Origin of the sequence: Flavobacterium aestivum (genome assembly GCF_026870175.2) — a bacterium.
In the GTDB taxonomy this organism is placed as follows: Bacteria; Bacteroidota; Bacteroidia; order Flavobacteriales; family Flavobacteriaceae; genus Flavobacterium; species Flavobacterium aestivum.
This window is the reverse complement of the sequence record NZ_CP113977.2, coordinates 4,025,557-4,043,311: the sequence shown is the minus strand read 5'-3', so window position 1 is coordinate 4,043,311 and position 17,755 is coordinate 4,025,557. Positions and strand designations below refer to the sequence as shown.

Sequence of the window (17,755 nt, the reverse complement as noted above, 5' to 3'; positions counted from 1 at the left end):
TAAGGACAAATTCGTTTTTACTCTTTTTTATTTTATGTAAACTTTCCTAATTCCTATCAAAACAAAAATCAATACAGAATAGGCCACGAAAAAAGGAGCAATCAATTCTATTTTGTTTAAAGATAATAGTACAGCAATCAATAGCAATTGAAAGCCTAATCCATATAGAGAAACAAGAGTCATAAACCAGTTTGGAAATGTTTTTACTTTGTAGGCATCACTATCCAAAGTGTGTATTATCTTGTCAAAAATGCCATACACAACAGTGTAAATAGCGAACAAGATATCTACTGATCTTTGACTTTCCCCTGGAAGGGCACGAGGTGATTTGTCCTCAAAAATTTTACTAGTTACGTCTCCTCCTACCGATTTATTTCTTAAAATGACATAATAATAGTTGTATAGAGTTCCTTGTAATTGTATTCCGATAAAGGCCAAAAAAGTTAGCCAAAAAGGGGTTTCGGATACATAACAAATAGTCATTAAAATCAAAAAATTCAGGATAAGATCAAATACGCTGTCGAGGTATCTGCCAGTGTAGGAAGGTGTTTTTTTGATGCGTGCAAGTTCACCATCGACGGCATCAATTATTGATTTTAAAATGATAAAAAAAGAGGCTGTAAAGTAGTGGTTTTGCAAAATGCAATAGATGGCAATCAAACCCGAAATACCAAAAAGAAGAGTTACATGTATGGGAGTAAAACGAGTATTTTTTAATCGATTTGCAAATAATCGTGCCAATGGCCTACCATAATCGGATAGATCTAGAAATTGATATTGCGGAGCAAGTTTGGACATTTGGCAGTGAACAAGAGGTGAGACAATAAAGCGGAACTACAAAAATAATGTTTATTTAACCTAAAATTCACTTTTGAGAGGTTGAATTAGCTATTGAATTAGCGTGGTTTTTTTTTGAGTTAGCTAAGTCCTTGCGAGGAACGAAGCAATCTCACTAATCTATGTAAACAAAGTCTTTATTTGAAATGAATAATCGTAGTGAGATTGCTTCGTTCCTCGCAAAGACTTATGTCAATCTGCGTGATTGTTTTTCACGCAGATTAAACTGATTTTAAAATGATTTATAGTTGTCTATATTTCTAGGAGACAGAATTCAACAGACAGAAAGAACTTTATCAGTAGATAAAGCCTATTGTTTCGCTTCTAAAAATTTAAAAATATTCTATTTACTCAATCGATGAAGAGTATAGGTCATTGCTGTTAGCAGAAAGAAAGCATTGACTTGGTGGGTTAGACCCAACCAAAGGGGCACGTGGTACAACAAAGTGTAAACTCCTAAAATAAATTGCAGGAATACAATTCCAACCAAAGCATTTAATCCGTTTTTTTGTTGGGAGCTGAGGTTGTATTTTTTTCCTTTGAAATACAGGAACAAAATGAATCCCACAACAAAGTATGCTAATGTTCTATGAACAAATTGTACGCCGCTTTTTCCCTCAACCAGGTTTAGAAAGAGTGTTTTTTGTTCTATAAATACACTGTCGTGAATGAACTGTCCGTCGCTCATCATGGGCCAATGGTTGTGTACTAGTCCAGCATTTAGCCCAGCAACAAAGCCTCCGTAGATGATTTGTAAAAGTAAAAGGAACAATGTGATTCGGGCTATTTTTTTCAAAGGGACAATTGCCGCTTTTTTGTCAGGATAGATTAAATCTAATGCTACCCAAAGCGTGTAGGCAAAAGTGATAAAGGCAAACGTAAGGTGTAGTGAAAGACGAAAATGGCTTACATCTGGATTATCAACCAAACCGCTTTTTACCATAAACCAGCCAAAAAATCCTTGTAAAGCACCCATTCCCAATAAAACAAAGCATTTGTTTAAAGTGGCTTTGTCAATTTTTTTCTTGATTAGAAAATAAATGAACGGAACAACAAAAACCAACCCGATTATTCTTCCTATAAAACGGTGAAACCATTCCCAGAAATAGATAAACTTATAGTCGGATAGTGTAAAATCGTTATGGATGTTGATTTTTTGGTATTCAGGAAATTGTTTGTATTGGTCAAAGGCTTCTTGCCATTTGGCTTCGGTAAGCGGAGGAAGTGTGTCAGTGACCAAATGCCAATCGGTCATTGATAAACCAGAATTTGTTAATCGGGTGATACCTCCTACTACAACCATTACAAACACTAAAAAGCAACCAGATAGAAGCCAGATAATTACGGATTTGTTATTTTTCATTTCTAATTATGTTAATCTTTTGTAGTTATTTCTCCGCTTTTTTCAATCCCAATTTTTCTGCTCTTTTCATCATAAACTCATAAGCGGCATCATAATCATTAGTAATTTCTCCTTCAAGTATAGCTTCTTTAATTGCTTCTTTTAGCATTCCGATTTCACGGGAAGGTTTTAAATCGAAAATTTCCATAATTTCCTCACCAGAAATGGGTGGCTGAAAATTGCGTACATGGTCACGTTCTTCTACTTCAACTATTTTTTTACGAACAAGTTCAAAATTGTTATGATATTTCTTGAATTTATTTGGATTTTTAGTGGTGATATCCGCTTCACAGAGTGTCATCAGATTTTCAACGTCTTCGCCAGCATCAAAAACGAGGCGTCTAACGGCTGAATCGGTTACGATATCCTGAGCCAAAACGATTGGTCTGGAACTCATGATAATCATCTTTTGAACAAACTTCATTTTGTGGTTTAATGGCATGTGCAATCTTTCAAAAATCTTTTTTGCCATTTTACCACCAATAAATTCATGTCCGTGAAAAGTCCAACCTTGTTTTTTGTTGAAGCGTTTTGTTGGTGCTTTTCCGATATCGTGAAGCAAGGCTGACCAGCGCAGCCAAACGTCATCGGTATTAGGACAAATGTTATCTACTACTTCAAGAGTATGGTAAAAATTGTTTTTATGGGTGTGTCCTTCTATTTCTTCTACTTGGTTTAAAGCAGTCAGTTCTGGAAGGATAATATCCAAAAGGCCGGTTTTGTATAGCAATAAAAAACCAACAGAAGGTTTGTCTGTAGAAAGGATTTTATTCAGTTCCTCAACGATTCGTTCCCCTGAGATTATTTTGATACGTTCAGCATTTTTGGTAATCGATTCTAATGAATTTTGGTCTATTTCAAACCCCAGTTGAGTGGCAAACCGAATTCCTCTGAGCATACGCAAAGGATCATCAGAAAATGTGATGTCTGGGTCGAGTGGGGTTTTTATGATTTTGTTTTCTAGGTCAGAAATACCGTTGAAAGGATCTGAAAGAGCTCCATAATTGTTGGTGTTTAATGATAAAGCTAACGCATTTATTGTAAAATCACGTCTGTTTTGGTCATCTTCAAGTGTTCCGTTCTCGACAATAGGATTTCTGCTATCGAGATTGTAGGATTCTTTTCGGGCTCCCACAAATTCAATTTCAGTGTCTTCAAAGCGTAACATTGCAGTTCCATAAGTCTTAAAAACTTGAACTTTTGGTTTTTTAGGAAGCAAATCAGATACTTTTAAAGCCAATTCGATTCCGCTCCCGACAGCGACAATATCAATGTCTTTTTTTGAATCTCTGTTTAAAAGTAAGTCACGAACAAAACCGCCAATCACATAGCTTTCGACATTAAGTTCTTGTGATGCTTGTGAAATGACTTCGAATATTTTATTATTTAGAGCTTTTGTATAATTCATTTTTTAACCGCAAATTCGCAAATTAACTTTTTGATTTTACTATTCGTTTGTATTCTAATGATATCAGATTAAAATTGGCTAAAATTGCTAATTGATTTCCTGATATTTTTAAATAGTTTAAGCATTGATTATAATGACTATTGTTGAAGCAGTCAACCGTTTTTATTTCAAGAATTATTTTATCGTAAACTACAAAGTCTGCATAAAATTTATGTTTCAATATTGTGTTTTTATAACTTACAGTAAACTCTTTTTCTCTTTCAAATGGAATATTGAGTTGAGTGAATTCATATTCTAACGCATCTTTATATACAATTTCGGAAAATCCTTTCCCAAGATTTTTATGTACTTCATAAAGAACTCCAACGATAGAATAACTTTCATCTTTGTGTAAGTAGTCTTCCATAAATTTTAAAATAATTTGCGAATTTGCGGTAATTTACTTGCGAATCACTTTTACCTGCGAATCATTAGTCAGTTTAATGATTGTAGACGGTTTTCCGGCAATTTTATCGTGGTGCAAATTTACAACATAGTCAACGCCTTTTATAATTTCAGGACTAATTTCTTTGAAACTTTTTGGAGTAGGTTGACCAGAAATATTGGCAGAAGTAGATACCAATGGTTTCTTCATACGTTCCATCAGTTTGAAACAAAAAGGTTCTTTGACGATGCGAATACCCAATGTATTATCGGGTGCAATAACGTTAGGAGCCACATTTCTCGGTTGATCGAGGATTAATGTCGTTGGATTTTCGGATAAATCCATGATCTGCCATGCTACTTCCGGAATTTCCTTAAAAACATTATAAATCATTTTTTCGCCGTTCATTAGGCAAATCATGCTTTGTGTTTCGGCTCTCTGTTTGAGTTTGTATATTTTGGAAATGGCTTCTGGATTGGTTGCATCACAACCAATTCCCCAAACGGTATCGGTAGGGTAAAGTATGATTCCGCCTTCTTTTATGACTTCAAATGCGTTGTGTACTTCTTGATTAATGTCCATTTTGTTTTAATTTAATTGTCTTTTTCCTCTTATTTTATCAGTTAAGCTTCTAAAAAAGTAGAAAATGGGACTAGTCTTTTTTAAAGAGTCATCACATTTTTTAAATAATTCTAAATTGGTTTCTGCTATTTCTTTAAAATTGACAGGATTGTTACCTCCTGTGTTTTCGGATACATTTTTAAATTTTAAATAATTGCGATAGTAAGTTTTGGATAATTGATTGAAATCTTGATATGATTTTGGGGTTGCATTACCTAAAATATAATTGCTAAGTTTCAAGTGTTTTTGGGAGGTACTTTTTTGAATGTTATTTTTTCCTCCAATTTGTTGATCAGAATGAATCCTATAGGAAATAAGTTCATCTGTTACGTAATCTAATTTTTTTCTGGAAGCAATGATAATAGCTATCCATTCATCATGATAATATTTTTTAAAGTCAGGAAAAGGAAAAATAAAATCTTTTGTTTCTTTTTTGATGCAAAGTGTTGCTCCAGTTACCATGTTTCTTTTAGAACTCATTAATTTGAATAAATTGATAGGTCTTTCTAATTTATTTTCGATAAAAAAAACAGAATCCCAAAGTGTGTGAGTACTGATTTTTTCGTTCTTGTCATTAATTAAGTCTCCATTGGTGAAAACAGCTTCTGTAGATGGATTCGCTAAAAAATATTCAATGATTTTCTCAACTTTATTTTCTTTCCAAATGTCGTCCTGATCGCTCAAAAAAATATAATCACCAGAACAAATTGAAATGGCTTTTTCGAAATTTTTATTGCTACCTAAATTTATTGGATTGCTATATAAGGATATTTTATTTGGGTTTTCTGCTTGAAATTTAGATATGAGCTCAATTGTATTATCATTAGACCCATCATCACATATGATTATTTCATCAATGTTTATTGTTTGATTTAAAATACTTTCAAGTTGTGCTTTAATGTATTTTTCACCATTATAAGTACACATGGCAACAGAAGTTTTCATAGTATTTTTTCTTGTTTACAAAATAAGCATTACTAATGTAAGTTGTTAATATCAATAAATCTAAATAAATAGTTTTACTGTAATGATTTTGTTGTTTTATAACTGGTATTGCAATGAAACTTGAAACTGAACATTGAGTTTATTATTGTCTAATTGCCACTGATAATTACGCATTTTTGAAAGGTTAAGTTTTGCTTGGATACCTAAATTGCCAAATTTTCGATAAGCATATGTGTTTAATCCTAAATCAACCCATTTGTGATTATAGTCTGTATATGCATCATAATAGAAATCCATATTATGTGCATATCGTTCTACTTGTATACCCCATACTTTATCTTTTTCCCAGACACTAAAATCTAAAGTTTGTAAATTACTCCCAGGACCTATACCAGCTCCAAGAACTTGTCCTTTATTAGTATATCCATGTAAAATGATTCCGTGCATATACCAAGCACCAGCCGGTCTTACTATACGATCAGCACTTTGTTCTAGATGAGTAGTTTCAAAATTTACTTTTAAATACTTGTTTCTGGTTTTGTTAAGCATGAAAAGTTTATTAAAACCAAAAAGATATGCTCTGGAATGTTCAGGAGATTCATATAGGTCCCAAAGTGTTGAGGAGTGATCATTCCAACCACTTTCTCCATAAAATTCGAATTTAGATTCTTTCATTACCCATCTGAAAAAGAGAGAGGCTAATTGATCCCTATTTTTTGCATCTTCATTTTTTAGATTTTTTTTCTGAAAAGGGGCAAATATTGGCATATAATCAGAAAAACTATGCCCCATATCATCACGATAAACTTGAATAGTACGATTTAAGCCCAAAAATAATCCAGGAATCCATTTTGGGTGATAGTTTATGGATAATCCATTGATATAACGCCAATCTTTAGATTTAGATAATTCATAGTCAACGCCATCAATTATAAATTGTGATTTTGGACTTGATATGTTAGAGCCTTCTAGCTTGCCACAGATGATTTGTCCTTCAAAGCTCCCTATGAATGTTTCTATAGGTTGTTTTGTATTAAAAGTGAAGTGTAAAAAGCCAGGTGCCGTATTACTCATTATTAACGAATTTCTAGTTCCAGGACCCCACCATAAGTTTTCTGTAGAGATTCCGATAGAAAATTTATTAATGGCAACACTAATATTGCTTTGTCCCCAGTTTAATTTGCTATAGGATTGGTCACCATACGGGCTAGGTAAATCAGTATGGTTTAAATAATTAATGTAATTCAGACGAACCGAGTTAGATTCAGTTAAAGGAAAAGTTTCAAAATCCGGATTTGCTGCAAATACATATTCAGGTTTTAGTTGTACACTTAAAATTCCATATTTTGCATATAATCCTGTAGTTAGGAGTGTTTGATAACCTTTGGCAGGAATCATCGAGCCATCATTCCAACCATAAGGTGCAAAAGTATTATACTGTTGGGTTAGGGTAATTGGTAGTACTTTTAAGATTACTTTTTTAGGATTACTTTCATCAGATTTAATTTGTGTACTATCAATCGATTCTATGGCTAATGGACGTAAAGTATGGGATATTAAAGGGTTTCCATTGCTTAATAATTGTTCGTTTCTGCTTCTTTGTTCTATCATATCGATAGATCCTACAGGGATGTTTTGTGCTTTTAATGATAGGCTAACTAATAGGCTAACTACGAATAAGAAATTTATTTTCATGAATTTATTTTTTGCTAAAGAGCATTATGGACTGATTTTTTTTAATTATAAAAATTAAAAATGCAAATGTACTTTAATTATGTGAGGTTTTATGGATAGAAATTTTGTCAAATTATTGAGGTGAATTAAAAACTTGATTAATCCATCCATCTAAAGTGTATTTTTTTAGGATCACCTCTGGAATTTTTTCGTATTCATTATTAAAAAAATCTAAAGGGATATTTGGTGTTTTCTCATCTACAATTAGAATATTATTTGGGTTGTAGAAATCATAGTTTTTTACATCAGCATTTGTAGTGATTAGTTTTTTTTCTAATCCTAAACTCTCAAATACTCTAAAGGTAAGTCCGTTTTGTCCTTTTCTATTAATGTCAAGTAAAACGGCAGAATTACTAATGTAATCATTTACTACGGATAACGGTATATGTTTTGTTGTGTACTCTATATTTTTGTCTTTGCCTTCGTTTTTATTATCGTAAATAATGAATTTGTAATTTATATTTTTTGCAAATAAATCTGCAGCTATTTTAGATAAGACTGGCAATCGTTTATCGATAGAGCTGATGTTAAAAACTTGGTATTTAATAGTAGCTTCCTGGTGATCAGGATCGGTAGAATTATAAATCCAATTGGTAGCAAATTTTAAATTATATTTTTCGCAGTCTTCTTTTTCAAAAGAATAAACTTCATCAAAATTACCAATAACACGCAATATTTTTGGGCATCTAGTAGCACTATCATTAAAAAAAGCTATGGATTTTTTAGTGTAATTTTTAAATTTTGATATATTTTCAGGATCTATAAAATCACCTTTTATCGTTAAAATTATATCTTGAGTTTCATTGTTCTCTTTTAATTTTTTTAGCACTTCGTTACCGTAATGTATATTTTTAAGATTTTTTTTGAATATTGTTTTTAAGATGAAATTGTATAATCTTAATATAATATTTGGATATTCATACTTAAAATTATTAAAATTAATATGATGTACAGTATGTCCTGAATTTTTCAAAGAAGTTACTATATGGCTATTAAATCCCCAATTATCAAAGCTTATAATTGTTATTTTCATTAAATAATTTTATATTAATTATAGTTCAAAAATACTTGCAAATGTAGTTTATAATTCAAAGTTTTTCGATTTATTTGTTACATAAAATTTACTTAAATTGTTTTAATTTATTTAGATTTTGATTTTTTTGCTAGTTTTTAGATTAATAGCTTTTTTTATAGGCTGATTATTTTTTTAGCTTCTTGTTTTATATAATATAGTTGTTGTAAATGATTAGATTTGCGGCTGTTTTAATATATCAAAATTTAGGCATACTATAAATGATGAAAGTATTACATATATCTGGGGCAACAGGCTGGGGTGGAAATGAACAACAATTGGTTGATCTGATCCCAGAATTGTCAAAATTAGGTGTTGAAAATATTGTTTTTGGTGTTTCGAATTCTTTACTTCAAAAAGAGTGCGAAAGCAAAGCTATTCCTTTTGTTAATGCCAAAAAAAGCAAACTCAACAAATTTGTAAATTACTTATATTTAAAAAAGATAGTAAAACAGATCAAGCCAGACTTAATTCATTTGCACACAAGTGATTCGTTAACTGTTTTTACAATTTCAGATTTATTGTTTGGGTTGAAAACTAAAGCAGTTTTTTCTAAAAAAGGAATGGGAAGTAGTAGTAGTATTTTGAGTAAGTTTAAATATAATTACTCTGGGTTGAGTTCCATAATTTGTGTTTCGAAAAATGTTTCAACAGATTTTTCTAAAATTTTAACTGCTAAAGCGAAATCTAAGTTATTAATAATTCATGATTGTGTTTCTTTGGAAATTCTCAATTCAGACACTAATTTAATTCTCAAAGAGTTTTTTTCTATAGATAAAAATGATGTTATAGTTGGAAATATAGCAAATCATACGAGAGCTAAAGATTTAGAAACATTTATTGATACAGCTGATTATGTTGTAAATGTTTTGAAGCAAAAGAATATACGATTTATACAAATTGGAGAGTTTACGAATTTGACCAATGAATTAAAGCGAAAAGTTGAGGAGAAAAAATTAGATAGTTATCTTTTTTTTACTGATAAAATTAAGAATGCAAATGTCTTAAATAATCAATTTGATGTTTTTTTAATGACTTCAGAAAGGGAAGGAGGTCCAACTTCAGTACTCGAAGCTATGATGATAGGTGTGCCTGTTGTTACTACAAGTGTTGGAGTTTTACCTGAAATAATAGTTGATGGGGAGAATGGTTTTATTAGCTCTGTTAAAGATTATAAGGATTTGTCAATAAAATTGATAAAGTTAATTTCTGATCAATCGTTAAAGAAACAATTTATAGAGACAAATAAATTAAAGATTACTAAAGAGTTTAATTCTGCATTTATTGCTAATGAAACTTATCTTGCATATAAAAAAACATTAAGAAAATGAAAACGGCATTATTAATTTCCACTTATAATTGGTCTGATGCGCTGGATTTGGTTTTAAAAAGCGTTTTAAATCAGACTAGGCTTCCTGATGAAATTTTGATTGCCGATGATGGTTCAAATGATACGACTAAGGAATTATTGGACAAGTATAAAAGAGAGGCAAAATTTGTCATTCGTCATATCTGGCAAGAAGATATTGGTTTTAGAAAATCAAAAATTTTGAACAAAGCAATAGCTCAAACAACCGCTGACTATATTGTTCAGATAGATGGAGATTGTATAATACACAAAAATTTTATCTCGGATCATATTAAATCCGCTCAAAAAGGACATTATATATATGGTTCCAGAGTCAATATTTTGCCTAAATACGTATCCGAAGTTTTAGAAAAAAAAGTCACAGTTTTTAATTTTTTTTCAAAAGAAATTAAAAATAGGACACGAAGTTTATCAATTCCATTTTTATCAAAACTCTATAAATCACACTATGGAATTTCTAAAAAATTTAGAGGGTGTAATGTTTCCTTTTGGCGAAATGATTTGATTGCTATTAATGGTTATAACGAAGATTTTGAAGGCTGGGGCAGAGAAGATTCGGATTTGGTTATTAGAATGGGTAATAACGGTGTAAAAGCCAAAAGACTTCGTTATGGAGGTATTTTATATCATATTTATCACAAGACTAACTCAAGAAACAATTTAGAGCTTAATAATAAAATTCAGAAAGAAACAATTGAAAAGGGAATAACAAGAGTTACTAACGGAATAGATCAATATTTGAATTTGTAATATTCAACAGATGTGTGTTAATAAAATAGGCACTAAAAAAATAATCGATGCAATTTAAAATAAATAATAGACTTATTAAGTATACCGATTCGGTCAAATCAAGCATACTTGAATTTAAATCCTCAGGTAAGATATTTGGTGATGGTAAAAGAAACATCATTAAGTTATTTGAATTAGATGGGAAAACAATAAATATCAAGTCCTTCAAGATTCCTAATTTGATTAATAAAATTGTATACAAATATTTTAGAAAATCTAAAGCCAGACGTTCTTTTGAATATGCTACCCTTTTACTGGAAAAAGGAATTGGAACACCAGAGCCTATTGCTTATCTTGAGAATTATAATTGGATAGGACTAAAAGATAGCTATTATGTTAGTGAGCATCTTCAATGTGATTTGACTTATAGAGAGCTGGTTGAAATTCCAGATTATCCGGATCATGAAAATATCTTAAGACAATTTACCCAATTTTCATTCCTTTTGCATCAAAAAGGAATAGAATTCAAGGATCATTCGCCTGGAAATACATTAATACTAAAAAAGAGCCAAGAACAATACGATTTCTTTTTGGTTGATTTGAATAGAATGGAATTCCATAAATCAATGCCATTTGAATTACGAATGAAAAATCTTTGCCGATTGACACCTATGAAGGAAATGGTAGCGGTGATGAGTAATGAATATGCTAAATTATCAGGTGAGTCGGAGGAGTTAATTTTTGAAACTCTTTGGAAATATACTGCTGATTTTCAAGAAAAATATTGGAGAAAGAAAAGATTGAAAAAGAAACTTAAGTTTTGGAAATAAGATGTTGATTTTGTTTCCAAAGTTTATTTAATTCTCTGTATCTTACAGTAATACAATACGCATTAAGATAACAAATATAGATACCTTTTTTGCCATCGAGAATACCTAATCGAATGATGTAGTTATAGAAAAAATTATAACTAGGGTGGAAAATTTGATGTAAAAGAGTCGGTTTCATTCCTTTTATAAACTTTTCTTCAGCTTTAAATTTACCATAGAAAATAATTTTTTCCTTATAGTCATGGTAAGATGCATAGGAATAATGGATTAGTTTATTTTTTAAAAAACCGATTTTTCCATTGACTATTAATTTTTCATGAACCAATCTCTTTTCATCATATTTTGCGAATTTTTTATCGAAAAGGCGAAATATTTTATCGGTTTGATTGCCGCTATATTTTAAAATTGAATTCTCAAACATAAATACCCTTTCAAAAAAATAAGCAGAATAATATGGTCTTTTTTGTAATGTTTCTATGATTTCTTGTTTTAATTCCGGAGTCAACCGTTCATCAGCATCAAGAAATAATATCCAGTCGTTTTTTGCTTGTTCAATAGCAAAGTTTCTTTGAGCGGAAAAGTTCTCAAATTTATTTTGAATGAACTTTACTTTAGAAAAAGATTTTGCAATAGTTTCTGTTTTGTCATTACTATACGAGTCGACAATTATTATTTCATCGGCAAAGTCTAAGTCGGATAACAGCTCTTTTAAATGCTCTTCTTCATTTAAAGTTATGATTAATATGGATAATTTTTTAGCATTGTTATCTGTCATAAAATTATTTTTGATAGTTTACAGAACTTTGGCTTAACCATGTTCTTTTTTTAATGGCATTAAAATAATAAAAACAAAGATTACTAAGGATGTATCTATTCGTTTTTAATTTCAAATTAAAAAATAAAAATAAACTTAAAAGAGATAAAAAAGTTTTTTCTAAAAAGATAAAGAGTATTAAAAAAAGATGAGAGGGTAATTGGGATAAAGTATTAAAATTAGTATTGATATACACATGTTTAGAAATGATCACTTCAGTTTTGCTAATGTGTTCAGTTTCAAAATTATTTCTTGAAGAACCACCGTGTTCATGAAAAATGGTTGCGTCACAGGTTATAGCAATTTTGCCTTTGCTCTGCGATATTTTTTTGCAAATATCTACATCTTCAAAGTATAACCAATAATCTTCATTCCATCCATTGACTTTTTTAAACCAATCCCTGCTTATAAATAGTAAAGCGCCAGAAACCCAGTCAGGATAAAATAAATCATCTTGGATTTTAAATTTTTCATTTAATGCTTTTGAGGTAAATTTTCTATAAAAAAATCGGGTAATTCCAAAAACTTGAAAAAATGAAGGAAAAAGGTTTTTTTGATTGAAAAAGCGATTTTTTTTATCAACTTGTAAGCAAGACAAAATACCTATTTCCGGGTGTTTTTTGTATGTTGTATAAAGTGTGTTGAGTGTATCCGGAGCAATTATTGTGTCTGGATTCAGGAATAACAAATATTCTCCTTTTGCTACTTTAGCGCCAAGGTTACATCCGTTAGAAAAACCAGAATTAATATAGTTTTCAATAAAAATAAAGTCTTTGAATTTGCTTTTATAATAATCAAACTGTCCATCGTTAGAAAAATTATCAAGAACAATTACTTCAAAATTTATTTTAGTATCCTCTATTGTTTGCAACGATTCTAAACAGTTAAGTAATGGCTTCCAACTACGGTAATTAACTATAATTATTGAAATGTCCATATACGATGAAACTGTTTTTTGTTATGAATTAAATAGGTTTGAATAAAAGTAAAATAGGAACAATGTTTTTTGCTAATTATTTAAAAAAGAATTCAATAAAAACTAAAGTTGGTTATAAGTTTTGATCCATAAAAAACTCAATTCTGTCTTTAAATAATTCTGGTGTAAATTGTTGATATAACGAAGATGCATTTTTCTTTATTTCATCGTGATGTACATTTTTTATTAAATCAGGCTTGTAATCGTTAAGATGGACTGATATGTTTTTGGATCCATCCTCAAAAGTGGCCCAATTTTTCTTTTCTATAAAAGGAGAGAAGATTGTAAATGAAGGTTTGTTTAATGCTTTAGCCATATTAATTGCTCCACCATCATTTCCTATAATTATATCACAATTATTCATTATGGCAACGAATGATCTTAAATCGCTGCCCAATAAATCAAAACGAATTTTTTCTTGGGTGCTTTTTGAGCAAGAATTGTATATTTTCTTGGCATCTTCAATTTGACTTTCAAAATAATTGAAAAGTATCGTTACATCTTTATGGCTTGCAACATATTCAACTACTTTAGCCATATATTCTAATGGATAAGTTTTGCTTTGCTCACTTCCCAGTAAGCTTATCATTATGATTTTTTTGTTTTTATCTATTTTGTGCTGCTCAAAAAGAGAGATTGTATCCTCATTTTCTTTAGGGCTTACAAATAATTTAGGAAACGGATCTATTGTACTTTTATCTAAGTTTAGTGGTTCTAATAATAAAAGTCGATTTTCAATTGCAAAACCATAATTTGTATCCATTGTATTGTCAATACGTTTTAAATTATGGGTGTAAAATAAAGTAGTATACCATTTATGATAGGCTATTTTTGTATTAGCGCCAGAAAATAAAGTGATCAAATTTGTTTCTAATTTGTTATAAACATCAATTACAACATCATATTTCTTGGCTCTAATTTCAAAAATAAACTTAAATAGGGAAAAGTAATTTTTTCTGACTTTATGAGACAAAACAATTACATTATCAATGTTTGGGTTTCCAATTAGTACATCAACACAATTTGTGTAACCCATGAAATCTATTGTAGCATTAGGATACTTTTTTTTTAAATTGTTGCAGATAATTGTACTAGTCAATACGTCTCCAACTCTTTTTTGTTGAATTACTAAAAACTTCATTATAGATTAAGGTTAATTACTAAAAAAAAAAATTACTTTTGGGGGTCAGCAAAACTACAAAAAAAAAACTAAATGTCTAAGTTGCCCATTTTAATGTACCATAATGTTGTTGAAGATGACTCTAAGTCTTTAGATTTAAGCATTTCCATATCAAAGTTAGAATCACAATTTAAATTCTTGCATGATAATAATTACAAAACATTTCATTTTAGGGATTTAGAAAATTTAAAAGAATTACCTAAAAAAAGTATCATTATCACTTTTGATGATGTTACCGAGTGTCAACTTACATATGCTGTACCTTTACTTGAAAAATACCAATTAAAAGCTTCTTTTTTTATACCATTTTCTTTCGTTGGAAATTTTGATTATTGGATCGAAGGAAAAGAAAAAATAATGAGTGTAGAGCAATTAAAGAAATTAGATAGTAACCTTATAGAGTTGGGGCATCATTCATTTGAGCACAAACGATATGAGGCATTGTCTAAAGAGGAACTGGAAGTTGACTTTGCAAAATGTAATACTTTTATTAAAGAAAATCAATTGGATATAAAGCCAGTTTTAGCATATCCTTTTGGGAATTATCCTAAATCAAATGCTGAGTTTGCCGTCTTTGAAAAAATAATGCGTGAGAATGGTATAAAGTATGGTTTGCGAATTGGGAATAGAGTAAATGATTTTCCGTTTAAAAATAACTATTTAATAAAGCGAATAGATATAAAGGGAGAAGATAATTTGTTTAGATTTAGATTAAAATTGAAAATAGGAAAGCTTAAATTGTTTTAGAATATATTATGAAAATTAGTGGATTAGTAATAACCTATAATGAAGAAAAACATATAGGAAAATGTATAGATGCTCTTTATAGAGTTTGCGACGAAATAATTGTTATAGATTCACTAAGTTCTGATAATACAGTTCAAATTGCCCAAGAAAAAGGAGCTAAAGTTATTTCGCAGCCTTTTTTGGGAGATGGGCCCCAAAGAATTTTTGGGCTTCCTTACTGCAAAAACGATTGGATTTTAAATTTAGATGCGGATGAGATTTTAGCAGCCGATGCTGAGGAATTTGTTTTATCCGGTAAATATGAAAATCAAGATTTTGACGCATATGCTTTTAGCCTGTATAATTATATGGGTGATAAATTAATTAACTTTTCTGGCTGGTATCCTGATAGAACAGTTCGCTTTTTTAATAAAAAAACAGCTTCTCCATCAAAAGACATGGTACATCAAAAGGTTTTAGGAAACAAGAAAGCTAATTTAAATGTTCATTTGAATCATTATGCATGGGCGAGTTATGACCAATTAATCAGTAAGAAAAATTTATATTCTACTTGGCATGCTCAACAACTTTATGATCAAGGAAAGAGGGTAGGGAATTTTAAACCTGTATTAAATGGTTTAACCACTTTTGTAAGATGTTATTTTTTTAAAAAGGGAATATTTAATGGTATAGATGGAGTTACTTTTGCATTAATTCAAGGTCTTTTTACTCATATGAAATATGCTAAACTTTTAGAAATTCAGAATAACAAAAGCAAAAAATAATTTTTTACTTTATAGTTTGCAATAAATAGATTCCTAATAGAAAATAGGAAACTTCAAATAAAAAACTCCAAATTTCAATTCGTATGTCAATTGAAATTTGGAGTTTTTTTTATTGAGCTTAAGTTTATTAAACCGCTACATCATATTCGCGTAAAGCATCATTCAATGATGTTTTTAAATCGGTAGATGGTTTACGAGTTCCAATAATCAATGCGCATGGTACTTGAAACTCTCCAGCAGCAAACTTCTTAGTGTAACTTCCAGGAATCACTACCGAACGAGCAGGAACAAAGCCTTTCATTTCTACAGGCTCATCACCAGTTACATCGATGATTTTTGTAGAAGCTGTCAAACATACATTGGCACCAAGAACGGCTTCTTTACCCACATGAACACCTTCTACAACGATACAACGAGAACCTACAAAGGCACCGTCTTCAATAATTACAGGAGCAGCTTGTAATGGCTCTAAAACTCCACCAATTCCAACTCCACCACTTAAGTGTACATTTTTACCAATTTGAGCACAACTTCCTACTGTTGCCCAAGTATCTACCATAGTTCCTTCATCTACATAAGCTCCGATGTTTACATAACTTGGCATCAAGATTACACCGCTTGAAATGTAAGCTCCATATCTTGCAACTGCATTAGGAACTACACGAATTCCTTTTTCTGCATAACCTTTTTTAAGTAACATTTTGTCGTGGTATTCGAAAATTCCAGATTCTAATGTTTCCATTTTTTGAATAGGGAAGTACATCACAACTGCTTTTTTAACCCATTCGTTTACTTGCCAACCTTCGCCAACAGGCTCGGCAACTCTTAATTTTCCGGCATCTAATAATTCTATAACTTCTCTGATTGCATCAGTAGTTGTTGTTTCTTGTAGCAAAGCACGGTTTTCCCACGCTTGTTCTATTATTGTTTGTAATGAATTCATATGAAAATAATATTAGTTTTTTTATTAGGAATATGATATCGCCATTCTGCCAGAACTTGTATTTAGGAGTCAAGACGATTTCATTTTTTGATAGATTTTGGGCAAAGATACCATTTTAAACCAATAGCAAAAAAAGGAAATTGTATGGAAAATGTTATAGATTTAACTTGAAATTATTTAAATGTAGTAAATTTGATAAGTAAAAAAGTAAGGAATATGAAGGATAATTTCTCTAAGCAAGCATCAGAATATTCAAAATATCGTCCTCATTATCCCGATGAAATGATTGATTATTTGATTTCTTTTGTCAAAAATAAATCAAAGGCACTCGATGTTGCTACTGGTAACGGACAAATTGCTCATAAACTCTCTGCTGTTTTTGAAAAAGTATATGGAATTGATATTAGTCAAAACCAACTCGACAATGCTATTCCGGCGCCCAATTTAGAGTATAAATTAGAGTCTGCTGAAAAGACTTCATTCGATAATCAAACTTTTGATTTGATAACTGTAGCTCAAGCAATTCATTGGTTTGATTTTGATTTGTTTTACAAAGAAATCTACAGAATCCTCAAGCCTGATGGAATTTTTGCTATATTTAGGATACGGACTGTTTTCTACGAATGCTGAATCGGATGTGATAATTCGAAATTATTATTACACTATAATTGGGGAGTATTGGGACAAAGAGCGAAAATATTTGGATGAAAATTACACTACCATTTCTTTTCCTTTTGATGAAATTAGTACTGAGAGTTTCGAAAACCATTTTACTTGGTCTTTTGATGAATTGATGGGATATCTCGAAACATGGTCGGCAACACAACATTATATTCAAAAAAATAACAGCAATCCATTAGATATAATTCGAGAGGAACTGAAAATTTCTTGGGAAAAGAATGATAAGAAGGTGACTTTTCCGCTGCTGTTCAGAATAGGAAAATTAAAATAGTTACCTTT

The 17,755-nt window shown here is 30.5% G+C and carries 19 protein-coding genes; 7 read left to right on the top strand and 12 right to left on the bottom strand.

Annotated features, from left to right (window positions below; all coding sequences use genetic code 11):
* Positions 1-27: 27 nt before the first annotated feature.
* From OZP08_RS17140 to OZP08_RS17105, 8 genes are all read right to left on the bottom strand, one after another.
* A complete protein-coding gene (locus OZP08_RS17140) occupies positions 28-798 on the bottom strand; it encodes a CDP-alcohol phosphatidyltransferase family protein (protein WP_281322431.1) in 771 nt (256 codons plus the stop codon).
* A gap of 382 nt (positions 799-1,180) precedes the next feature.
* Positions 1,181-2,200, bottom strand: coding sequence for a COX15/CtaA family protein (locus tag OZP08_RS17135; RefSeq protein ID WP_268847313.1), 1,020 nt, complete (start codon positions 2,198-2,200; stop codon positions 1,181-1,183).
* Positions 2,201-2,225: 25 nt separating this feature from the next.
* Positions 2,226-3,647, bottom strand: coding sequence for a CCA tRNA nucleotidyltransferase (locus OZP08_RS17130; RefSeq protein WP_268847312.1), 1,422 nt, complete (start codon positions 3,645-3,647; stop codon positions 2,226-2,228).
* A 22-nt stretch (positions 3,648-3,669) separates the two neighbouring features.
* Positions 3,670-4,053: a GxxExxY protein gene (locus tag OZP08_RS17125; protein WP_268847311.1), complete on the bottom strand. Its 384-nt coding sequence runs from the start codon at positions 4,051-4,053 to the stop codon at positions 3,670-3,672.
* Between the two features lie 33 nt (positions 4,054-4,086).
* The gene (locus OZP08_RS17120; protein WP_268847310.1) at positions 4,087-4,653 is read right to left on the bottom strand and encodes an L-threonylcarbamoyladenylate synthase; all 567 of its coding nucleotides are present in this window, start codon (positions 4,651-4,653) and stop codon (positions 4,087-4,089) included.
* Positions 4,654-4,659: 6 nt separating this feature from the next.
* Positions 4,660-5,637, bottom strand: a complete 978-nt coding sequence (locus tag OZP08_RS17115) for a glycosyltransferase family 2 protein (protein ID WP_281322430.1) — start codon at positions 5,635-5,637, stop codon at positions 4,660-4,662.
* 96 nt (positions 5,638-5,733) lie between these two features.
* Positions 5,734-7,332 (bottom strand): capsule assembly Wzi family protein, encoded by a 1,599-nt coding sequence (locus OZP08_RS17110; protein ID WP_281322429.1) that lies wholly within the window; start codon positions 7,330-7,332, stop codon positions 5,734-5,736.
* Between the two features lie 112 nt (positions 7,333-7,444).
* Entirely contained in the window at positions 7,445-8,404 is a 960-nt protein-coding gene (locus tag OZP08_RS17105; RefSeq protein ID WP_281322428.1) for a WaaS/CpsH family glycosyltransferase, read from the bottom strand.
* Between the two features lie 260 nt (positions 8,405-8,664).
* Here OZP08_RS17105 and OZP08_RS17100 point away from each other — a divergent pair, with 260 nt between their 5' ends.
* From OZP08_RS17100 to OZP08_RS17090, 3 genes are read left to right on the top strand one after another with little or no spacing between them, the layout of a single operon-like run.
* Positions 8,665-9,774, top strand: coding sequence for a glycosyltransferase family 4 protein (locus tag OZP08_RS17100; RefSeq protein ID WP_281322427.1), 1,110 nt, complete (start codon positions 8,665-8,667; stop codon positions 9,772-9,774).
* Positions 9,771-10,562: a glycosyltransferase family 2 protein gene (locus tag OZP08_RS17095; protein WP_281322426.1), complete on the top strand. Its 792-nt coding sequence runs from the start codon at positions 9,771-9,773 to the stop codon at positions 10,560-10,562. The genes OZP08_RS17100 and OZP08_RS17095 overlap by 4 nt, the downstream gene beginning before the upstream one ends.
* 47 nt (positions 10,563-10,609) lie before the next feature.
* Positions 10,610-11,371, top strand: a complete 762-nt coding sequence (locus OZP08_RS17090; protein WP_268847301.1) for a Kdo domain containing protein — start codon at positions 10,610-10,612, stop codon at positions 11,369-11,371.
* Here the strand turns inward: OZP08_RS17090 and OZP08_RS17085 are convergent.
* The 3 genes from OZP08_RS17085 to OZP08_RS17075 form a co-directional block, all read right to left on the bottom strand.
* The gene (locus OZP08_RS17085) at positions 11,355-12,146 is read right to left on the bottom strand and encodes a glycosyltransferase family 2 protein (protein ID WP_268847300.1); all 792 of its coding nucleotides are present in this window, start codon (positions 12,144-12,146) and stop codon (positions 11,355-11,357) included. The two genes, OZP08_RS17090 and OZP08_RS17085, sit on opposite strands and share 17 nt — an antisense overlap.
* A gap of 4 nt (positions 12,147-12,150) precedes the next feature.
* Positions 12,151-13,122 (bottom strand): glycosyltransferase family 2 protein, encoded by a 972-nt coding sequence (locus OZP08_RS17080; RefSeq protein ID WP_268847299.1) that lies wholly within the window; start codon positions 13,120-13,122, stop codon positions 12,151-12,153.
* Positions 13,123-13,234: 112 nt separating this feature from the next.
* Positions 13,235-14,302, bottom strand: coding sequence for a glycosyltransferase family 9 protein (locus tag OZP08_RS17075; protein ID WP_281322425.1), 1,068 nt, complete (start codon positions 14,300-14,302; stop codon positions 13,235-13,237).
* Between the two features lie 72 nt (positions 14,303-14,374).
* Between OZP08_RS17075 and OZP08_RS17070 the strand changes: the two genes are divergently transcribed.
* Together OZP08_RS17070 and OZP08_RS17065 are read left to right on the top strand one after the other, a co-directional pair.
* Positions 14,375-15,088 (top strand): polysaccharide deacetylase family protein, encoded by a 714-nt coding sequence (locus OZP08_RS17070; protein ID WP_281322424.1) that lies wholly within the window; start codon positions 14,375-14,377, stop codon positions 15,086-15,088.
* 8 nt (positions 15,089-15,096) lie between these two features.
* Positions 15,097-15,852: a glycosyltransferase family 2 protein gene (locus OZP08_RS17065; protein WP_281322423.1), complete on the top strand. Its 756-nt coding sequence runs from the start codon at positions 15,097-15,099 to the stop codon at positions 15,850-15,852.
* A 127-nt stretch (positions 15,853-15,979) separates the two neighbouring features.
* On the opposite strand, the gene OZP08_RS17060 is transcribed toward OZP08_RS17065, so the two are convergent.
* On the bottom strand, positions 15,980-16,795 hold the full coding sequence (locus OZP08_RS17060) for a 2,3,4,5-tetrahydropyridine-2,6-dicarboxylate N-succinyltransferase (protein WP_268847297.1): 816 nt from the start codon (positions 16,793-16,795) through the stop codon (positions 15,980-15,982).
* 216 nt (positions 16,796-17,011) lie between these two features.
* On the opposite strand from OZP08_RS17060, the gene OZP08_RS17055 reads away from it, so the two are divergent.
* Positions 17,012-17,425, top strand: a complete 414-nt coding sequence (locus tag OZP08_RS17055; protein WP_268847296.1) for a class I SAM-dependent methyltransferase — start codon at positions 17,012-17,014, stop codon at positions 17,423-17,425.
* Entirely contained in the window at positions 17,376-17,747 is a 372-nt protein-coding gene (locus OZP08_RS17050) for a hypothetical protein (RefSeq protein WP_268847295.1), read from the top strand. Before OZP08_RS17055 ends, OZP08_RS17050 begins: the two co-directional genes overlap by 50 nt.
* The last annotated feature ends 8 nt before the right edge of the window (positions 17,748-17,755 follow it).

What these genes read in the sequence shown, in the direction of transcription:
- OZP08_RS17140 (WP_281322431.1), bottom strand. Translation starts at nt 798, where the DNA reads ATGTCCAAACTTGCTCCGCAATATCAATTTCTAGATCTATCCGATTAT.
- OZP08_RS17135 (WP_268847313.1), bottom strand. Translation starts at nt 2,200, where the DNA reads ATGAAAAATAACAAATCCGTAATTATCTGGCTTCTATCTGGTTGCTTT.
- OZP08_RS17130 (WP_268847312.1), bottom strand. Translation starts at nt 3,647, where the DNA reads ATGAATTATACAAAAGCTCTAAATAATAAAATATTCGAAGTCATTTCA.
- OZP08_RS17125 (WP_268847311.1), bottom strand. Translation starts at nt 4,053, where the DNA reads ATGGAAGACTACTTACACAAAGATGAAAGTTATTCTATCGTTGGAGTT.
- OZP08_RS17120 (WP_268847310.1), bottom strand. Translation starts at nt 4,653, where the DNA reads ATGGACATTAATCAAGAAGTACACAACGCATTTGAAGTCATAAAAGAA.
- OZP08_RS17115 (WP_281322430.1), bottom strand. Translation starts at nt 5,637, where the DNA reads ATGAAAACTTCTGTTGCCATGTGTACTTATAATGGTGAAAAATACATT.
- OZP08_RS17110 (WP_281322429.1), bottom strand. Translation starts at nt 7,332, where the DNA reads ATGAAAATAAATTTCTTATTCGTAGTTAGCCTATTAGTTAGCCTATCA.
- OZP08_RS17105 (WP_281322428.1), bottom strand. Translation starts at nt 8,404, where the DNA reads ATGAAAATAACAATTATAAGCTTTGATAATTGGGGATTTAATAGCCAT.
- OZP08_RS17100 (WP_281322427.1), top strand. Translation starts at nt 8,665, where the DNA reads ATGATGAAAGTATTACATATATCTGGGGCAACAGGCTGGGGTGGAAAT.
- OZP08_RS17095 (WP_281322426.1), top strand. Translation starts at nt 9,771, where the DNA reads ATGAAAACGGCATTATTAATTTCCACTTATAATTGGTCTGATGCGCTG.
- OZP08_RS17090 (WP_268847301.1), top strand. Translation starts at nt 10,610, where the DNA reads ATGCAATTTAAAATAAATAATAGACTTATTAAGTATACCGATTCGGTC.
- OZP08_RS17085 (WP_268847300.1), bottom strand. Translation starts at nt 12,146, where the DNA reads ATGACAGATAACAATGCTAAAAAATTATCCATATTAATCATAACTTTA.
- OZP08_RS17080 (WP_268847299.1), bottom strand. Translation starts at nt 13,122, where the DNA reads ATGGACATTTCAATAATTATAGTTAATTACCGTAGTTGGAAGCCATTA.
- OZP08_RS17075 (WP_281322425.1), bottom strand. Translation starts at nt 14,302, where the DNA reads ATGAAGTTTTTAGTAATTCAACAAAAAAGAGTTGGAGACGTATTGACT.
- OZP08_RS17070 (WP_281322424.1), top strand. Translation starts at nt 14,375, where the DNA reads ATGTCTAAGTTGCCCATTTTAATGTACCATAATGTTGTTGAAGATGAC.
- OZP08_RS17065 (WP_281322423.1), top strand. Translation starts at nt 15,097, where the DNA reads ATGAAAATTAGTGGATTAGTAATAACCTATAATGAAGAAAAACATATA.
- OZP08_RS17060 (WP_268847297.1), bottom strand. Translation starts at nt 16,795, where the DNA reads ATGAATTCATTACAAACAATAATAGAACAAGCGTGGGAAAACCGTGCT.
- OZP08_RS17055 (WP_268847296.1), top strand. Translation starts at nt 17,012, where the DNA reads ATGAAGGATAATTTCTCTAAGCAAGCATCAGAATATTCAAAATATCGT.
- OZP08_RS17050 (WP_268847295.1), top strand. Translation starts at nt 17,376, where the DNA reads ATGGAATTTTTGCTATATTTAGGATACGGACTGTTTTCTACGAATGCT.